Below are 19,167 nucleotides of genomic sequence, written 5' to 3'. Positions count from 1 at the left end.
TAGATTTACCTGCGCGGCGCTAGCTGCTGCAACTCCACACGACCTTGCCGTGAGTGGCGTACCAGCTCCGCATAGTAGCCGCCGCGGGCCAGCAACGTTTCGTGCGTGCCCTGCTCGGCGATCCGACCGCTTTGGATCACGAGGATGCGGTCAGCGTGCTGGACGGTGGACAGCCGGTGCGCGATGACTAGCGTTGTCCGGCCAGCCGACACCACGCTTAAGGCATTCTGGATCAACAGCTCGGTTTGGGAATCCAGGTTCGCCGTCGCTTCATCGAGAATGAGGATTTTCGGACGGAAGACCAGGATCCGTGCGAAGGAGATCAACTGGCGCTCTCCGGCGGACAGTCCGCTGCCTCGATTGGACAACCGGGTGTCGTAGCCGTCCTTCAGCCGTATGATCATGGGCTCTGCGCCGATGCGCCGGCAGGCTTCGATCACTTCTTCGCGGCTGATGTCTTCGCGGAAGAGGCGGACGTTGTCAATAATGGACCCGGCGAACAAGAACGGGTCCTGCTGCACCAGTCCGACGATGCGATGCAGCGAGGCTTGCGGCAGGCGGCGGATGTCCGTGCCGTCGATTTCGACGCTGCCATCGTCTACGTCATAGAACCGCGTCAGCAGGTTTACCAGGGAGCTCTTGCCTGCGCCGGTCGTGCCTACGATGCCGATGAACTCTCCTTCTCGCACATGAAGGTCGAGGCCATGCAGCACCTCCTGGCCTTCCGTGTATGAGAAGCGGATGTGATTGAAATCGATCCGCCCGCGAACCGCCTGGGCCTGCAACGTCTTGGCTTCCTCCGGCGCAGGGTCTTTCACCTCCGGCTCAGCGGAGAAGATTCGCCACAGGCGATCTACCGATACGATGGTGGACTGCAGCGTATTCCACTGCTGGGTAATCTGGTTGATCGGCTGAAAGAATTGGCGGATATAGCTGATGAAGGCGTACAGCACACCAAATTCGATGCGATGGCCCAGCACCGCGAAGCCGCCGATCCAAACGACGAAGGCCACCGACAAATTGCCAAGCACATCAAAGGAACGGTTAAACAGGACCGTGGCCTGCACTTCCCGCAGATTCGCCTTCAAATAAGCGGTGTTCCGCTCCCCGAAGCGGGATGTTTGCTCCCCTTCTTGATGGAACGACTGAATCAAGCTCATCCCGCTCAGATTTTCGGCCGTAAACGCGATGAGCCGGGACAGCAGCGAGCGGGCCCGCTGATAGCTGGTGCGCAAATACTTGCGGAAGGCGATCGCAATGACCGTGATGATTGGAAAGAGAATTAAACAATATAAGGCCAGCTCGACATCTAGCGCAAACATAAAGACGACAACCAAGATGAGCGATAATCCGTCGCGGACCAGACTCAACAGCACCTGGGTAAAAAACTGGTTGATCGTCTCTGTATCACTTGACTCATTCGTGACGAGGCCGCCAGCCGAGTTGCGATCGAAGAAGGACATCGACTGCCTTGTGATCTGTTTAAACAGGTCTTTGCGCAGCAAGGCGACGATGCTTTGCCCGGCCCGTTGCAGCAGGTTTGCCTGCCAATAAGAGAACACGCCGCTCACCGCCTCAAGCGCGAGGTAGGCCAAAGCGAGGCCAAGCAGGATGCTTGGTCCGTGTACGCCAAACAGCACCTTCTCATCGATGGCATATTTGATCAGGAACGGCTGCAGCAAGTCAGCGGAAATGGCCAGAAATGCAAAGCCAAACACGGCGAGGAACGCTTTCCGGTGCGGTTTGGCATAGGCGAGCAGCGCCGCAAACGCCTTCCGCCGCTGCTCCGGAGTCACCTCGTATTTCCTGCGGGTATCGGCCGTTTCGGAATTAGTTGACATCGCGATCGTCTCCTTCCTGCAGGTGATGCAGGTCAGCGTACAAGCCCCCGGCTTGCAGCAGCTGCTCATGCGTTCCTTGCTCGGCAATCCGCCCGTCGTCCAGCACGAGAATGCGGTCGGCATGTTTCACCGCACTGATGCGGTGGGCGATGATCAGCGTTGTTTTTCCCTTACGGACTTCCTGCAGATTGGAGAGGATACGCGTCTCCGTTACGGAATCTACCGCACTGACGCTGTCGTCGAGCAGCAGGATCGGAGCGTCCTTGATCAGCCCTCGGGCCAAGCTGGTCCGCTGGCGCTGCCCGCCGGACAACGTCAAGCCGCGTTCGCCCAGCTCGGTATCAAACCGCTTCGGGAATTTTATAACGTTGTCATAGAGATCCGCCAGCCTTGAGGCATCCTCCACTTTGCGCAGCTCGGAGGTTCGGTCGAAGAAGGCGATGTTGTCGCGGAGCGTCGTGCTGAACAGGAAACCGTCCTGCGGCACGTAGGCAATCCGGGTACGCAGGCTCTCCAGCCTCAAGCTTCGGATATCGCGGCCGCCGATGAAGATCGTGCCGCGGGGAGGATCGTATACCCGCAGCAGCAGCTTGACGAGCGTCGTTTTACCGCTGCCGGTCCGGCCCACGATACCCAGCGTTTCTCCGGGGTTGAGCCGGAGATGAATGTCCTGCAGTGAGGCGCGGGCAGCGTCCGGATAGGTGAAGGTCAATCCGCGGATCTCGATGCTGAGGCTGCGCGGATCCTCCGGCAGCGGCAGGGCCCCGGTTTCATCGTAGATGTCCGGCTTCATAGACAGCAGGTGGTTCAGCCGGTCAAGTGAAGCACGCGCACGCTGCATGAAGTTAATCACGTTGCCGATGAGCCGAAGCGGGTTCATTATCATCCGCAGGTATAAGGTTAAGGCAACAAAATTGCCGAGCGACAGCTCGCCACGCGAGACGAGCAGGCCGCCGTAAGCGATGGCCACGGCCATGGAAACCGCGCCGGTAAACGGCAGCAGCACCTGAAATAGCGAGCTCATCCGGACCAGCGACAGCTGGCTGCTTAGGATGCGGTCCACGGTTTGCCCAAACCGGGCGCGGGCAATCTCTTCGGTCGCGAAGCTCTTCGTCACTTTGATGCCTTCAAATTGTTCTTCCGCGGCTTCCGTCATCGCTGCAAGCGACTCCTGCACCTTCCGCGAGTTATCGCGGATTTTGGGGCCGAATCCGCTTACGATAAACGGGATCGCAAGCAGCGGCAAAACACATACCACGATCAAAAGCGCCGGAATATCGCTGACTGTCATCATCGTAATGACGGAGATCAACAACACCGACGCATTGGTTAATTGGTTCAACCCGTTGGCGATCGACTCCCGCACGCCGGTGACGTCATTCATCACGTAGCTGAGCAGCTTGCCGATCCCGTGTTTCGAGAAGAACGCTTCGCTTAATTGAGTAAAATGCCGAAACAACTGGTTCCGGGCACGAAATTCGAACATTCGCCCCAGGCGATGATTCATGTACTGCCCGAATCCGAAGCACAGGCCATAAACGACGGCGATGGCAGCCAGAGTCAGCGCGTATCGGCCCACTCCGCTTCTCGTCAGCCCGCCTTGCTGGAGGTGATCCGTAAAATCCCCCAGGACCTTCGGGAAATACGAATACGTCACATTGGCGGCCGTCAGACATAGCGCAGCCGTCAAATACAGCGGAAAATGCGACTTCATGTGGCTAAGCAACAAGGTTTTTCCCCGCATCGGGCATCCCGTCCTTTCCCAGAAAAGGTTATTGTTATTCTTCAACCTCCTTGTATCTAGTCTCAGCTTTTTAATCATACTGCGAATTTCCAGATCCATCAAACCGTTGGACACGTTATTTTGTATATTTATGCATTGAAGATGCAGGTGTAGAGCGGGGAGGAAGAAGGTTAGGATAAAAGTAGGAGGCTATGCTACAATACGAAGGCAAATAACAAAGAAATAGCAGGAAGTTGTCAACAATCCCCCCTTTTCAAAGACATTCGATATGCTATGTTAGGTTCATATTCCCATGAATAAAGAAGGTCGTTTCCTATGAAAAGACTAAATGTTCCTTCCCGCTCGATTCGGGGGAAGATCTTGGTCTCTTTTTTTGTTTGCATCGTGATTCCAATCGTAACGATTTTTTATTACTACTATACGTCTATACGTCGTCGAGTCGTGTCGTCATGGACGAAGCCCGGCGCGGCAATGAAGAAGCGCTGCGTCAGGTGGTCGGCAATATGGACGATCTGAGTGAACGGGTGCTGAAGGCTTCCAACTTAATTATGAACGACCCGGAATTTAACGAATTTCTGGAATCGGAGGGGGACTGGGAGACGAATTACATGTCCCTGCGACGTTATAACAACATTCAGCAAAAATTGGTTAATATTCGCGACATCCTGCTGGACAGCAATGCGATCATCGCGGTGATCGACGACCGGGGCTACGTGCATTCGACGGCTTACGGGCCCAATAACCGCAGTAGAGAGAAGGAGCTGCTCCATAAGCTAAGCGAAGAGTCGTGGGCGGAATTAACGAGGGCGCGCAAAGGCTGGCCAGTTTGGCAATATCCGTATACCGGGGAAATCAGCAAGCTGACCGACTTAAACGAGCCTTATTTCACGATGAGCCGCCGGATCATTGGGAGGCAGCAAGAAGGGGAGGACCTGCTCATGATTGGGATTCCCGGCTCGGCCTTTTTTGGGAATCTTCCGGCGCAGACGAAGGGCGGCGGGAGCTTCTTGCTGACGGATGGGGAAGGCCGCCTGCTTGGCGGAGCCTCGCCGCTAAACGATGAACAAACGACAAAGCTGCTGGAAAAGATTCGAAGTGCCGACACGCGTCAGGCTCAAGAGGGAGCGGCTTCGTTTGGCGATTACTCTGTAAACCGCGAGGAAATCCCTCGGCTGGGTTGGCAGGTGATCCAGCTCATTCCGCAGACGTCTGTACCAGCAGAGGCTGGGCGGCCTGCGCAACCAATCGATCCTCTGGCTGATGGGCGCCTCGATTCTGTTTTCCATCGTGTTCATTTACTTTATGATTCGCTTCACGAAGCCTTTGCAACAGTTAGTCCGCTCGATGAACAAGCTAGGCGATGGCGACCTGCAGGCCTATGTGGAAGTGAATGGAGACGACGAAATTGCGATCGTTGGCAAGCACTATATATCGAATGCTAACGCGATTACAGCAGTTAATTGATCGGCTGCCCAAGGAGCAGCAACGCAAGGAGGAAGCTCGGTTTCAGGCGCTACAAGCGCAAATCAACCCGCATTTCCTGTTCAACACGCTCAACTCCATTAAGTGGATGGCCGCTTTGTCCCTCGAAAGGCTTATATCGCTCGGAATTCATGAACAGAAGGCGTGGGAATACGCAAACACAAGAAAGGGCTATTGGAGAATCTCCAATAGCCCAATCCTCTCGAAGTCCCTCGGTAACAATAGGCTGAAGAACCTCGGATTCCTTTTCTTTTCTGATTATTACGGTGGTGTGGGAGGTCGGCTGCCCAATTAATGGGTAGCCTCCTACCCGATTAAACCCCGCCATGCTGCGGAATCTTAAAGGAAAATGATTGAAATCGAGGGGATGTTTGTGAAGCATTCCGAAAAAAAGCTGGACCGGGGACAGGCGACCCTGGATCTAGCTTCAAACGGGGCAACGGCAGAGCAACAATACAGAGAATGAGTTTAGCATCATGGGGCCGAAGCTTGGATTTGTGCTTTAGACAAGCGGTGATCCGCGCCGTCCCCTCTAGGATTTGAACCCGCCGGACAGGTGTTTCTCCGTCAGAATGGCCAGCATTTGGATGCCAACTTCGTTATGCCCGCCTTCGGGGATAATGAGGTCGGCATATTTTTTTGACGGCTCAATAAATGCTTCATGCATCGGCTTCACCGTTGCCAGGTACTGCTGGTGGATGGAATGGATCGAGCGGCCGCGTTCTTCCATGTCGCGCAGTACGCGCCGAAGGATGCGCACGTCGGAGTCGGTGTCCACGAACACCTTGATGTCGAGCATCTCCCGCAGCTTCTCGTCATACAGGACGAAGAGTCCCTCGACGATAATGATGTTATTGGGCAACAGCTTGATCGTCTTATCAGAACGGGTATGCTTCGTAAAATCGTACACCGGAGCATAGGCGGCTTGACCGTTCTTGAGCTGGTTCAGATGCTCCACCAACAGCTCGTTATCGAAGGCGAAGGGATGGTCGTAGTTCGTCTTTTCCCGTTCGGCCATGCTGAGGTGCGATTGGTCTTTATAGTAGTTGTCTTGCGAAATAAACGTAACTTTATCGGTGTCCAGCTGGCCGATAACCGAGCGGGCCACCGTCGTTTTCCCGGACCCGGTGCCGCCGGCGATACCTATAATTAACATGAAATGAAATACCCTCCTAGAATGACATCCCTCTAAACGTTCCCGTTTAACATCTCAGTATTGTAGCATAGCCCGGGCATTTTTTCATCTTCATGCAGCTTGCTCAGGGTCCTTCATATTATGGCAATTTTGTGGCGGGATATCGATGTGTACTGTTGCTTATTTTTTCTCATAATTTCCTGTGGATTCGGTTTACAATAATGGTAAGTTCATGTCTATCAAATTCAAGTAAAGAGGTGCTGCTGCATGTGGCATACAAAAACCCGGGAGGCCGTCCTGCAAGAGCTGCAGGTGGATCCCGCTGCCGGACTGTCTTCGGAAGAAGCCGGGAAGCGCCTGTCTAAGTACGGGCCAAATCAGATTAAAGGCAAGCCGAAGCCGGGCTTATGGTCGCTCTTCTTCGCTCAGTTGAGGGATATGCTGATTTATGTGCTGCTGGCTGCCGCCATCGTTACGCTGATTGTCGGAGAATACATGGATGCCATCATCATCTTGGCTGTTGTCCTGTTGAACGCGATCATCGGAGTCATTCAGGAACAGAAAGCGGAGAAAGCGATTGAGGCGCTGCAGCAAATGACCACCCCCAAAACGCTGGTAAGGCGTGACGGCAATGTGAAGGAGATCGATTCCGGGGAAATCGTTCCGGGCGATATCGTGATCCTGGATGCCGGACGATTCGTCCCAGCCGACCTGAGGCTGCTTGACAGCGCCAACCTGCAAATTGAGGAATCCGCGCTGACCGGCGAGTCTGTACCGTCGGATAAAAATGCGGAGGATGTGCATCAAGAAGCGCAAACGCCCATCGGGGACCAGAGCAACATGGCGTTTATGTCTACGCTCGTAACGTATGGCCGCGGCGAAGGGGTTGTCGTCGGGACGGCGATGAATACGGAGATGGGCAAAATCGCCAAAATTTTGGACGAAGATACGCAGGACTTGACTCCGCTGCAGAAAAAGCTCGAAGAGCTCGGCAAAATGCTTGGCTACATCGCCATTGGCATCTGCGTCGTGATCTTCGTGATCGGCCTCATCCAGGGACGGGATCTGTTCGAGCTGTTCCTGACGGCGATCAGCCTGGCGGTCGCAGCGATTCCAGAAGGGCTGCCAGCGATCGTAGCGATTGTACTCGCGCTTGGCGTTACCCGCATGTCCCGCGTCAACGCTATCGTCAAGAAGCTGCCGGCCGTTGAAACGCTGGGTTCGGTGAACATCATCTGCTCGGACAAAACCGGAACCCTAACCCAGAATAAAATGACGGTCGTCAAGCATTTTACCGCGGAGCCCTTGGGCGACGAGGCGCCGATCGAAATGATCAAGACGTTCGTGTTGTGTTCCGATGCCACTTACGAGAACGGCCAAGGGACCGGCGACCCGACGGAGATTGCCTTAGTCGCTTTCGGCGAACAGCACGGACTTTCGAAGAAATCGCTGGAGGCCGAATACAAACGGATCTCCGAGAAGCCGTTTGATTCGGACCGCAAGCTGATGTCCACGCTTAACCAGACGCGGGAGGGCTATCGCGTCCATACGAAAGGGGCAATTGACCAGCTGCTGCGGATTTCGAACAGCGCCGTGGTGAACGGGGAGGTCGTGCCGCTGACGGAGGAGCTGAAGCAACGCTTCATTGCAGCCGCCGAAGCGATGTCGGACGACGCGCTCCGGGTGCTGGGCGCTGCCTATAAGGATACGGACCGCATTCTGCCGCCGGAGGAAATGGAGCAGGATCTGACGATCCTTGGTTTCGTTGGCATGATCGATCCGCCGCGGTCCGAAGTGAAGGATTCGATCCGCGAGGCGAAAGCGGCGGGCATCACTCCGGTGATGATCACGGGCGACCATCGCAACACCGCTGTGGCCATCGCCAAAGAGCTGGAGATTGCCAGCTCCCTCGAGCAGAGCATGACCGGGGCGGAAATCGACGAGCTGTCGGAAGAGGCGTTTGCTGAGAAAATCAACGGCATCCGCGTATTTGCCCGCGTCTCGCCCGAGCATAAGGTGAAGATCGTCAAGGCCTTTAAGGCGAAGGGCAACATCGTCTCGATGACTGGGGATGGCGTCAACGACGCCCCTTCGCTGAAGACGGCGGACATCGGCGTGGCCATGGGGATTACCGGCACCGATGTGTCGAAGGGCGCCAGCGACATGATTCTGACCGACGATAATTTTACCACGATCGTCCAGGCGATTCGGGAAGGGCGGAACATCTACGCGAATATTCGCAAGACGGTGACGTTTCTACTGGCCTGCAATTTCGGGGAGATCGTGGCAATACTCGCTTCGATTCTGTTCTTCTGGCCGTTGCCGCTCCTAGCGACCCAGATCCTCTGGATCAATCTGGTCACCGATACGTTACCGGCGATTGCGCTGGGCGTTGATCCTGGCGAGAAGGACGTGATGAAGCGCAAGCCGCGCGATCCGAAGGAGAGCTTCTTTGCCGGGGGCGCGGCGTGGCAGGCGGTGCTTGGCGGGCTCTTGATCGGGTCGCTGACCTTGCTTGCATTTTACATAGGACTTCGCGAGCATGGGTATGGTTTGCGCTCCTTCGGCATTCCTGAGGATGTGATAACTTACGCGCGAACGATGGCCTTCGTCGTGCTGGCAGCGTCACAGTTGTTCTACGCTTTCTCGAAGCGTAGTGCGACCAAGTCGATCTTTACGATTGGTCTGTTCTCCAACCTGTTGCTCGTCGGAGCGGTTATCGCCGGATTGCTGCTGCAGTTCCTGTCGATCTCGATTCCGTTCCTGGCCGCAGCGTTTAAGGTGCAATATCTCAGCTTATCCGATTGGGGGCTCGTGATCCTATTGGCGTTAATCCCGCTGCTCTTGAATGAGATCATTAAGATCTTTATGCGGGCAGGTAAGGCGAGAGAGACCGCATAAATCTTCGGCTAAGTCTTAGATATGAGAATTTTGATAGAACAGAGGAGAATTTTGAATTCCCCTCCTGCCACGGTTTGATAGATGATACAAGTGAATAGACAAGAAGAACATAGGCCGCAGATGATTTGTCTGGCGGCCCTTGTTCGTTAGATCCAACCAAGGGGGGACAAAGATGGAGAATCAGGGGAAATCCTATGGAAAAGGAGCTAGAGGGCACGCGTTTTCGCTCGGCCGGAAGCTGACGGCGGCTTTTATCACGGTATCGCTGCTGGTGGGGGTCATTGCTGGAGTGGCCTACGTGTTCTTGAACCGGATGGATCAGAACTATTCCGAGTTGCTTGAGCAAAATACGGCGGCACGGGATCAAGCGGCCAAGCTGGAGATGGAGACGCAGCGTCAGAACAGTCTCTTGTTTAGTTATATCGTGGAGCCTTCGTCCGAGAAGGAACAGCTGTTGACGGGAGCCAATGATGAATTGAATAGGATCATCGGCCAAATCGTAAGCGCTTCCGAAGGTGAAGAGCAGGGGGCGGTTGCTTCCTCGTTATCGGAATCCAATGCGACGTTTGCTCGCTTGCTGACGAAGGTTCGCGATTACGTACAATCGGGAAAGCCGGATTTGGCGAAAGCGGAAGCGTTGATGTGGGCGATTCCGACATCGGATACGATGATTCAAGGGGCGAGTGAATTGCGGACGCTGCAGGAGAGCGCGCTTCAGGCGAAATTGGCCGAGTTCAAGAAAGAATCGGCGATCACTTTGTGGATTTTAGTGATATGCGGGGCCATCGCGATCCTCTTCGCCGTCTTGACCGGTGTCCTGTTGTCCCGGCAAATCGTCAAACCGATGCGAGTGATGGTGAAGGGGGCCCGCGAGCTGGCAGACGGCGATTTAACCCTTGCAGAGATCGCTGTGAGAAACCGCGATGAGATTGGGGAATTGGCGGCTGCGTTTAACCATATGAGACGAAGCTGGCAGGAGATGATCCGCAATCTGGGGCGGCATGCCGGACGCGTTGCAACATCGGCGGATCAGCTGCGGCACCAGTCGGAGCAGTTCCGTGCCTCCTCCGGGGAAATTTCGGACATCATGGGCCAAATTTCGTCCGGAAGCGAGGAGCAGGTGCAAAGTGTCGAGCTGGGCGTGGCCCAAGTGACGATGATGGCTGCCGGAGCCCGGGAGATGGCAGGCCTCGCGGATGACGCCCGCCAGGAATCGGAGGCGGCGGTGCAAGAAACGCGGGCCGGCGAGGACATCGTCGCGTCAGCAGCGGCGCAGATGGCGTCGATCCAGCGGCAGATGGACGAGCTGCGCGCCTTCATCGAGCGGCTGGGCGTTCGCTCCGGCCAAATTGCGGAGGCTGCTGAGCTGATTGCCGGGATCGCCAAGCAGACGCAGATGCTGTCGCTGAACGCCTCCATCGAGGCGGCGCGGGCCGGGGAAGCCGGTAAAGGGTTCGCCGTGGTCGCCGGCGAGGTGCGCAAGCTGTCGGCGGAGACCGGGGCGGCGGCTGCAGGTGTAGCCGAGATGCTCGAAGGCGTGCGCAGCGAGATGGAGCTTGTGATTGAGGCGGGGCAAGCTGGTTCGCAGGAGGTCGCGGCCGGTATTGCCACAGTTCAGCAGGCCGGCGAGGTGTTCACGAGCATCCGTCAGGCGGTCGAGCAGGTGGCCGGCCGAATCAGCCGGGTGACCGGGCAGGCCGAGCAATTGTACTCCCAATCGGATGCTGTGGTTCAGGCGATCGCCACGATCGATCGGGTTGCGCAGCAGACCGCCAGCGGCTCCCGCGAGGTCTACGCGCACACCGAGGAGCAATACGCCGCCGTTGAAGAAATGATGGCTTCGATGGAGGGGCTCAGTCAGTTGTCTGAGGAATTGCAGGCGATGATCGGCAAGTTTAAAGTGTAAGCAGCGATATACGTACGGAGAGTGGGACACCGCCGTATCTAGGGGAAATGAAAGACATCCCGCGGCCTACCGCGGGATGTTAATGGTTAGATCGTATAGCTCACCGCTTCGATCGTCTCTGCCTTGGCGACGGCTTCCTCCAGCGTCAGGCCGGTGAAGCTTTGCGCGGGGAAATAACGCCCGCTCTTCTGGTCGTCAACAAAAGCGCCCACCACGATGCCCGGAAGTACGCTTTCCACCGAATTCGGGGCATGCGGGCCGCCCAGATCGGTCCGGCACCAGCCCGGATCGCTTAAATTAATCATCACGTCCGTGCCTTCGAGACGGGAGGCGAGATCTTTGGTGAACTTGTCGAGCGCGGCTTTGCTTGCGGCGTAGCCGGCTTGCTCCGGTTCGTTTTTGATCCCGCTGGTTGTGTTGATGACCCGGCCGAAACCGCGTTCGATCATCTTGGGAATCAATCGGTTGCAGATCGTGACGATGGAGATGAAATTAATTTGGAAGCTCTGCTCGAAATCGGAGACTGGAGTCTGCCAATAATCGGTCCGGTAAGCGATTTGAACGGCGGCGTTATTAAATACGATGTCAACCGGCGTGCCTTTGGCTTCGATTTCATCCAGCATGGCGACAACTTCCTGTTGGTTTGACAGCTCAGCTTGTACAGAGTAGACCTGGACGCCCGATGCCCGGACTTCCTGCTCCAATTGCCGGGTATGCTCCAGCTCGCGGCTATGCAGAATCAAGTTGCAGCCTTGCTCGGCCATAAACTTCGCGATTTGATACCCTATCCCGCGGCTTGCTCCGGTAATGAGCGCCCATTTGCCTTTCACATCAACCATTCGGATCCCCTCCTGTGTGCTAAAAGATGCTCGGCTGATTTCCTAACCTATTTATTTTACTAGACTTGTAAGCGGTTTACTACCATTTAACATGAATTTGACTATGGTTAATTTGGACTATATATTGGACTATATAACGAAAATCACATGCAAGATTTGGAACTCAATGCCTATCTCGAGAATGGGAGGAGATACCTGGAGCGGATAAAAAAATGTGCCAGAGGATTTTTATTTTTACCATACTACAAATAAACCAGGTGATACTAAGATGAATCGAATTCGCAATATTTCTATCCGGACCCGAATCATGGTGCTTGTCTTCTTGGCCATGTTCGTCTCCAACACCGCTCTTATTGTAACCTTATCCTATAGCCAGAGTAATGATTTCTTTAAACTGATTACCCCCTCTTTGGTATTAAAGGCATTGATCATTTTTCTTATTTTCCAAGTGGTGTCTGCGTTTATCTCCGAAGCTTTTCTAGTTCGTCCGCTCAAAGAAGGCGCGAAGCTCGCTAATTCCATGGCCGAAAATGATTTATCCACCAAAATACATACGTTTCAGCAAGGGGAAGCCGGGCAAATGATCCGCTCGATTCAGAAGGCCAGAGATAACCTGAAGCATTTGATCGCATCCATCCAATCCTCCTCCGAACGAGTGACGCTGTCTTCGGAAGAGTTAAACCGCATCATTGAGCAGGCGAATGGGCAGATGCACGGAATCAACAAGGGTATCAAGGATTTGCTGAACGTATTTACTCAAAACGCGGAAAGCATGAAGCAAACGGCCATTGCCATTTCGGAGATTACGAACCATTCGCAGACGACAGCAGAACTTGCTAACCAAATTGCCGAGCGGGCCCAATTGGTGATGAATTCCGCAGAAGGCGGGAAGCGTTCGGTGGAATCGATCGTTGAGGCGATTAGTGAGCTGGCGGTGAATACGAAGCACGTCAACAGTGAGGTACTTGGGCTTGAGGAACAGAGTCAGAAAATTACCGAGGTTGTCAGCATTATTCAACAAATTTCCGAACAGACTCACCTGTTATCCCTTAACGCCGCGATTGAAGCGGCCCGGGCCGGGGAAGAGGGCAGAGGGTTCGCGGTGGTAGCCGGACAAATCCGGAAATTAGCCGAGGATACGAACCGCTCCCTGCAGGAAATCAGCAGCTTGGTTGAAGATATGACCGTTCGTACCGGCAGTGTGGTATCTGCGGTTGCCCAGACGGAAGAGAAGGTTCAGCAGGGCGTAACGCAATCGGAGAACGTGAAGATCAATATCGAGCAAATCATGGACAATATGGAGAACACCTTCGCCATGTTGAACGATATTTCCGATGGGGTTACCACCCAAGCCGCAGCGCTGGAGGAAATGACTGCAACGCTGGAGGATGTGAACACCACGATCGAGTCTGGCTTGCAAGTGTCCGGCGATATCCAAGATCAGCTTGGTACGCAGGAACGGATCTTCGGTGATATCGAGAAGACCTCCTGTAAGTTGGTCGAACTGTCCGAGAATATGAACGGATTGACGAACGTGTTTAAGCTATAATCCATCAATACGGCATTAGAAAGGGCGTCTGATTTTTACAGACGTCCTTTTTCTTCCTTCCTTCTGAACGAAAGGGATAATTCTGTAAGGAGGCTTTCAAGACCTATACCGCCCAATCCATCCAAATCATCGATTCCTGCTTCAAATGGCGCTATAATAAGCATGATCATACTGAAATTAGACAGACAGCGTGGGAGAGGAGCGGTGAGGAGCATGTATGGAAATGATGGGGTACTGGATAGGCGGACACTGAAGGCGGCCTTTGACCGGACGGTTTATCAAGTGGTGGGCCACGGAAAACGGAATGTAGAGGTGCTGAAGCAGGCTTTTGCCGAGATCAGCGGCGGGGTAGACAGCGACATGTACGGTACAGGACAAGCGCTGGAAGCCTTCGAAAGGAAAATGGCTGCGGTGCTCGGCAAGGAGTCGGCTGTATTTTTTCCGAGCGGCACGATGGCGCAGCAAATTGCTTTACGGATTTGGTGCGACCGCAAAGGATCGAAACGTGTGGCCTATCATCCTTTATGCCATTTGGAAATTCATGAGGAAGACGGATTAAAGGAACTGCACGGGCTGGAGCCGATTCTCCTGGCGGATAAGGATCGGCTGATTGAGATGGAGGACGTTCGGCAACTGCCGGAGGATGTCTCGTGCCTGCTGCTGGAGCTGCCGCAGCGCGAAATCGGCGGTCAGCTGCCGCCGTTCGCGGAGCTTGAAGCCATTTCCGCCTACTGCCAGGAGCGGGGCATTAAGCTGCATCTGGACGGAGCCCGACTGTTCGAAGTGTTGCCTTACTACGAAAAAACCGCCGCAGAGGTTTGCGCCCTGTTCGACAGCGTCTATATCTCGTTCTACAAAGGCATCGGCGGAATCGCCGGAGCCATATTGGCAGGGGATCCGGAGCTGACGAAGGAATCTAAGGTGTGGAAAAGACGCCATGGCGGGGATCTCATCAGCTTGTATCCTTATTTTCTGAGTGCGGATTACTACTATGAGCAGCGCATAGGAAAGATGGGGATGTATTATCGGCAAGCGCAGGAGATCTCCAGTCTGTTTAATCAATGTCATCGGATGAAGACCGTCCCGGCGATCCCGGTGTCGAACATGTTCCATGTTCATTCGGACGTTCCCAAGGATCGATTGGAGCCCGTGCTGATTGAGGTATATCGGGAAACCGGGGTTGGCTTAACCTCTTTCGTCAAAGAGAAGGCAGATGGGGGAAGTACCTTTGAAATCAGTATCGGAGATCGCTATAGCGAGGTGCCGGAAGATCGGCTGCAGCTGGCGTTCGAGCTGCTGGATAAGAAGTTGAGAGGACTCTCGTTTTAAACCTGTATCGGTTTGAGATCAGAACACCGTAGGAAGCGACTGGATGTCGCTCCTTACGGTGTTTTTTGCATGTATGCTTCGATAATTCAAGCCTGCCCTCAAAAATGAATGCAAGAGGATGATGTATGCGCTTCCTCGAACAAGGTCGATCCCATTTTCCGACCCATTCGCCTTTTCCTCATCTTTACACTTCTTGAGGCGGGGAGTATGATTCATCCGTAGCAATTTGATATGGCGAAAATACCTGATCGCTGAGTTCTTTCTTTATTTCAGAAAGAAACGGGGGAACCAATGAAACGCGTCCAAAAGGGCGGGTTTCCGGGGTGAATCGCTTGATTTGGCCAACTTGGCCAAACTGCGTAGGGCTGCTTTCGTGCCCGAATCCGTCAGCTAACTCCGTAAGCGTCCGAAAGAGGGAATTGTCGCAGTGATCTGCTTGAACTTTTTAAAGCGGCTGCGGGAAGGTCCAACTTTCCTGCGGCCTTTTTGTGTTGTTCGCTGCAGGAATGGGAAGCCTAAAGGACTACGAGCGGATCAGGATTGAAGGCTATTTTGAGAATGAAAAGAGGATTTCATCATGGTAAGCAAACTGAAGCGGGTACTGATCGGCAGACCGATGAAAAGTACCGAAATTGAAGGAGAAAAGCTAAGCAAACTTAAGGCATTGGCCGTATTGTCGTCGGACGCGTTGTCCTCCGTGGCATACGGTACGGAGCAGATTTTGATCGTCCTGATGGCGGCGGGATTTTCCGCGCTCTGGTATTCGATCCCGATCTCGTTTGCGGTACTTGGGCTTCTGTTGATTCTGATTCTGTCGTACCGCCAGACGATTTTCTCCTATCCGACCGGGGGCGGGGCCTATATCGTGGCGATGGATAACCTGGGGCGGTCAACCGGACTGCTGGCCGGCGGCTCGCTGCTTATTGATTATATACTGACGGTAGCTGTAAGTTCGTCAGCCGGTACAGATGCCATAACATCCGCATTCCCTATGCTGCATGATCAGCGGGTGCTGATCGCCCTCCTGATGATTACTATACTGACCATCATGAACCTGCGTGGGGTCACGGAATCGGCTTCAATGCTGGCGGTGCCGGTATATCTATTTGTGGCCTCCATCTTCGTCCTGATTGTGTCGGGACTCTACAAGTATTGGACTGGCGGGATTCATACCAGCGCACCGGAGTTCGGGACGGCCGTATCCAACGTCAGCTTGTTCCTGCTGCTCAAGGCGTTCAGTTCGGGGTGCTCGGCCTTAACCGGGGTTGAGGCGGTGTCCAACGCCATTCCGAACTTCAAGCCGCCGGCGGAGCGGAATGCCGCAACCACGCTGGTGATGATGGGTGTCATTCTCTGCACCATGTTTATCGGTATTAGTGCGCTGGCCTATTGGTACGGAATTGCTCCGGATCCGAAGGCCACCGTAATATCTCAAATCGCTGAATCGACCTTTGGGCGCGGGATCTTGTACTACTTGATCCAGGGCATTACAGCGTTAATCCTGTTTCTGGCAGCCAATACGGCTTATTCGGCCTTCCCGCTGCTGGCGTTTATGCTCGCCAAAGATAAATACATGCCGCATGCGTTTATGGTGCGCGGTGACCGGCTTGGCTTTTCAAACGGAATTATCTTCCTGGGCGTAGCCTCGGCGCTGCTGGTTCTTGGATTCCACGGCGACACGGAAAGCCTGATTCCGCTCTATGCCGTTGGGGTATTTATTCCGTTCACCTTGTCCCAACTGGGGATGATGGTGCGCTGGATCAAGCGCAAGCCGCAAGGTTGGGTGTTCCGGCTTACGATTAACACGATTGGCATGCTGACGACGCTGGGCATTACGCTCATCTTCATTATCACGAAGTTTTCACATGTCTGGTTCGTATTTATCTTCTTGCCGCTCGTGATGTTTATTTTCTACCAGATCCATCGACATTATATCAATATCGCCGACCAGCTTCGGATTGACATCGATAAAGACAAACCTTGCATAAAGGGCAGCACGATCGTCGTGCCGGTGGCGGGCGTTACCCGTGTCGTGATGAACTCGTTAAGCTACGCCAAATCGCTGACGGATAACGTTGTTGCGGTGTATGTCGGATTTGATGATGAGGACATCGAACGGATGGAGAAGAAGTGGGAGGAATGGAATCCGGGGGTTCGGCTCATTACGCTGCGCTCCAGCTTCCGCAGCATTATCCGGCCGCTGATGAAGTTCATTGATACCGTGGAATGGAAAACGGCGGAGACCGATCACATTACCGTCCTGATTCCTCAGTTTATTCCTCGGCACTGGTGGCAGAATATTTTGCATAATCAGTCGAGCTTGTTGCTTAGAGCTTATTTGTTTAACAAGAAAGATATCGTCATTGCGACTGTACCTTATCATTTGCAAAAATAAGCAAATTCCCCCGAAGCCGTCGCAACGGCTCGGGGGACCTTAGTTTAATTATTGAATTTGATCCAGCAGCTGATAAGCTTCCTGTTTGGTTTTCACCTGCAGCAGCTGTTCGCGGAATGCGTCATCCATCAGCTTGCGGGACAGCATTTGCAGAATTTTTAAATGCTCATTGCCTTTGTTTTCGGCAGGGACAGCGATCATAAAGATCAACTTAGCGGGCGTTCCGTCCGCGCTGCTCCAATCCACGCCTTCCGGCTTGATCCCGAATACGACTCTTGGCTTCAGCACCGCCACCGACTTCCCGTGCGGTACGGCGACGTTCATGCCGATGCCGGTAGAGCTTTCTTGCTCGCGCTTCAGAATCGCCTGCTTGAACTCAGCAGAGGAGGTCAGCACACCTTCAGCGTTCAGCTTTGCAATCATTTCGTCGATGATCCCGTCCCGTGTTGACGCGGACAGGGAAGGCTCAATCAGATCCAAACTGATGATATCCGTCAGCTTGCGAACTGTGCTTTGAGCTTCGGCAGCCGGCACGCTTACCGGGCGGACGTTCTCCGCACGTGGCGTTTCCATGGCTGGAGCCGCCTCGTCCGCAGCGCTCGCTTCGGCGAGCTGAGGCTCGACCTGTTCTTTCTTCAGCAATTTGATCATTAAGGCCGTAACGATGGAACCCGCGATGACGGCCACGAAGAACATGAGGACATTGTCAACGGCGCCAAGTACGGCAACGATTGGACCGCCGTGAGCTACGCGGTCGCCGACGCCGCCCAGCATGGCGATGACGGAACCTGTCATCGAGCCGACCATGATGCTGGGAATAACGCGCAGTGGGTCTTGCGATGCGAACGGAATCGCACCTTCGGTGATCCCGAACAAGCCCATCGTAAAGGCGGCTTTGCCGGATTCCCGTTCGGCATTATGGAACTTGCGTTTGAACAAGAACGTTGCCAGGCCCAGACCGATCGGCGGAATACAGATCGCAACGGCGATCGGACCCATGATTTGATAGTTCCCCTCCGCGATCATCGCGGAGCCGAACATGAACGCTACCTTGTTAACCGGACCGCCCATGTCGAAGGAGATCATGGCGCCCAGAATCAAGGCCAGCAGAATCGAGCTGGCTCCTTGCATGCTGGCAAGCCAGTTGGTCAGCCATTCAAACACTTGGGCGATCGGGCCGCCAAGCAGGTAAATGAAGGCGAGACCTACGATCAGCGAAGAGAGAACCGGGATGATGATGATTGGCATGATTGGATTGATCGCTTTCGGCACCTTCCACTTCTTGATCCAAAGTGCAACGTAACCCGCCAGGAAACCGGCGATGATCCCGCCGATGAAGCCGGCACCGGCTTCACTTCCGTAGAAGCTGCCATTGGCGGCGATGTAACCGCCGATGATCCCGGGAGCGAGACCCGGCCGGTCGGCGATACTAAACGCGATGAACCCGGCTAGCACCGGTACCATAAACGTAAAGGACGCAGATCCCAGCTTCTCGATGGTTTTCCAGAACGAGTCTTCTGGAATTTGCAGGCCGCCCGGCGTAGGTACGCCGCCGATCGAGAGAGCGATGGCGATCAAGAGACCGCCCACGACGATAAACGGAATCATATACGAGACACCGCTCATCAGGTGGCGATAAAAGGCGTTTTGCTGCTTGGCGCCGGTCTGTTTGGCCGGCGTACCTTCATTGTTATCCTGTCCTTGGTATACCGGCACTTCTCCGCGAATCATCTGTTGGATCAGCGCCTCGGGGTTCCGTATGCCTTCCTGCACACCAACAACGAGCAGCTTCTTGCCGACGAACCGGCGTTTGTCTACCGTTTTGTCGGCCGCGATGATGATGCCGTCCGCTTGGCGGATATCTTCCTCCGTGAATTCGTTTTCCACTCCGATCGAGCCTTGGGTCTCGACCTTCATGGCAATACCTAGCTTGTCGGCGGCTTTTTGCAGATTTTCCGCCGCCATGTACGTATGGGCAATCCCGTTGGGACATGAGGTAATCGCCAGTAGTTTCATGGATGTTTCCTCCTGTAATCAAAGATCGAA

General features: G+C 54.3%; 12 protein-coding genes and 1 riboswitch. Of the genes, 7 read left to right on the top strand and 5 right to left on the bottom strand.

From position 1 onward, the window contains the following. Positions 1-5: 5 nt before the first annotated feature. Positions 6-1,841: an ABC transporter ATP-binding protein gene (locus tag M3G15_RS03600; protein WP_260070098.1), complete on the bottom strand. Its 1,836-nt coding sequence runs from the start codon at positions 1,839-1,841 to the stop codon at positions 6-8. Further along, on the bottom strand, positions 1,831-3,585 hold the full coding sequence (locus M3G15_RS03595) for an ABC transporter ATP-binding protein (RefSeq protein WP_260070097.1): 1,755 nt from the start codon (positions 3,583-3,585) through the stop codon (positions 1,831-1,833). Before M3G15_RS03595 ends, M3G15_RS03600 begins: the two co-directional genes overlap by 11 nt. 1,260 nt (positions 3,586-4,845) lie before the next feature. On the opposite strand from M3G15_RS03595, the gene M3G15_RS21595 reads away from it, so the two are divergent. Both M3G15_RS21595 and M3G15_RS21590 read left to right on the top strand, forming a co-directional pair. Next, on the top strand, positions 4,846-5,049 hold the full coding sequence (locus tag M3G15_RS21595) for a HAMP domain-containing protein (protein WP_397376583.1): 204 nt from the start codon (positions 4,846-4,848) through the stop codon (positions 5,047-5,049). Then, on the top strand, positions 4,976-5,362 hold the full coding sequence (locus M3G15_RS21590; RefSeq protein WP_397376582.1) for a sensor histidine kinase: 387 nt from the start codon (positions 4,976-4,978) through the stop codon (positions 5,360-5,362). The genes M3G15_RS21595 and M3G15_RS21590 overlap by 74 nt, the downstream gene beginning before the upstream one ends. Before the next feature lie 237 nt (positions 5,363-5,599). Here M3G15_RS21590 and udk read toward each other — a convergent pair whose 3' ends face one another. Further along, positions 5,600-6,223 carry a uridine kinase gene (gene udk, locus M3G15_RS03585; RefSeq protein WP_009223817.1) on the bottom strand — a complete coding sequence of 208 codons (624 nt, stop codon included), beginning with the start codon at positions 6,221-6,223 and terminating at the stop codon, positions 5,600-5,602. 246 nt (positions 6,224-6,469) lie between these two features. Here udk and M3G15_RS03580 point away from each other — a divergent pair, with 246 nt between their 5' ends. After that, positions 6,470-9,103 carry a calcium-translocating P-type ATPase, PMCA-type gene (locus tag M3G15_RS03580; RefSeq protein WP_009223818.1) on the top strand — a complete coding sequence of 878 codons (2,634 nt, stop codon included), beginning with the start codon at positions 6,470-6,472 and terminating at the stop codon, positions 9,101-9,103. Between the two features lie 172 nt (positions 9,104-9,275). Further along, the gene (locus M3G15_RS03575) at positions 9,276-11,009 is read left to right on the top strand and encodes a methyl-accepting chemotaxis protein (RefSeq protein WP_260070095.1); all 1,734 of its coding nucleotides are present in this window, start codon (positions 9,276-9,278) and stop codon (positions 11,007-11,009) included. An 86-nt stretch (positions 11,010-11,095) separates the two neighbouring features. Here the strand turns inward: M3G15_RS03575 and M3G15_RS03570 are convergent, their stop codons facing one another. Continuing rightward, positions 11,096-11,848 carry an SDR family NAD(P)-dependent oxidoreductase gene (locus M3G15_RS03570; protein WP_260070094.1) on the bottom strand — a complete coding sequence of 251 codons (753 nt, stop codon included), beginning with the start codon at positions 11,846-11,848 and terminating at the stop codon, positions 11,096-11,098. Between the two features lie 268 nt (positions 11,849-12,116). On the opposite strand from M3G15_RS03570, the gene M3G15_RS03565 reads away from it, so the two are divergent. The 3 genes from M3G15_RS03565 to M3G15_RS03555 all read left to right on the top strand — a co-directional run bounded on the left by M3G15_RS03565 (position 12,117) and on the right by M3G15_RS03555 (position 17,121). Next, complete coding sequence (locus M3G15_RS03565) at positions 12,117-13,397, top strand: methyl-accepting chemotaxis protein (protein ID WP_260070093.1); 1,281 nt, start codon at positions 12,117-12,119, stop codon at positions 13,395-13,397. A 213-nt stretch (positions 13,398-13,610) separates the two neighbouring features. Beyond that, a complete protein-coding gene (locus tag M3G15_RS03560) occupies positions 13,611-14,726 on the top strand; it encodes a threonine aldolase family protein (protein ID WP_260070092.1) in 1,116 nt (371 codons plus the stop codon). A gap of 239 nt (positions 14,727-14,965) precedes the next feature. Beyond that, a riboswitch (cyclic di-AMP (ydaO/yuaA leader) is annotated at positions 14,966-15,146 on the top strand. Between the two features lie 157 nt (positions 15,147-15,303). Then, positions 15,304-17,121 (top strand): APC family permease, encoded by a 1,818-nt coding sequence (locus M3G15_RS03555; RefSeq protein ID WP_260070091.1) that lies wholly within the window; start codon positions 15,304-15,306, stop codon positions 17,119-17,121. Between the two features lie 48 nt (positions 17,122-17,169). Here the strand turns inward: M3G15_RS03555 and M3G15_RS03550 are convergent, their stop codons facing one another. Then, the gene (locus M3G15_RS03550) at positions 17,170-19,137 is read right to left on the bottom strand and encodes a fructose-specific PTS transporter subunit EIIC (RefSeq protein ID WP_009223826.1); all 1,968 of its coding nucleotides are present in this window, start codon (positions 19,135-19,137) and stop codon (positions 17,170-17,172) included. Positions 19,138-19,167: the final 30 nt, after the last annotated feature.

Source organism: Paenibacillus sp. p3-SID1389 (assembly GCF_025151705.1).
Lineage (GTDB): Bacteria > Bacillota > Bacilli > Paenibacillales > Paenibacillaceae > Fontibacillus > Fontibacillus phoenicis.
This window is presented reverse-complemented; position numbering and strand designations above follow the sequence as displayed.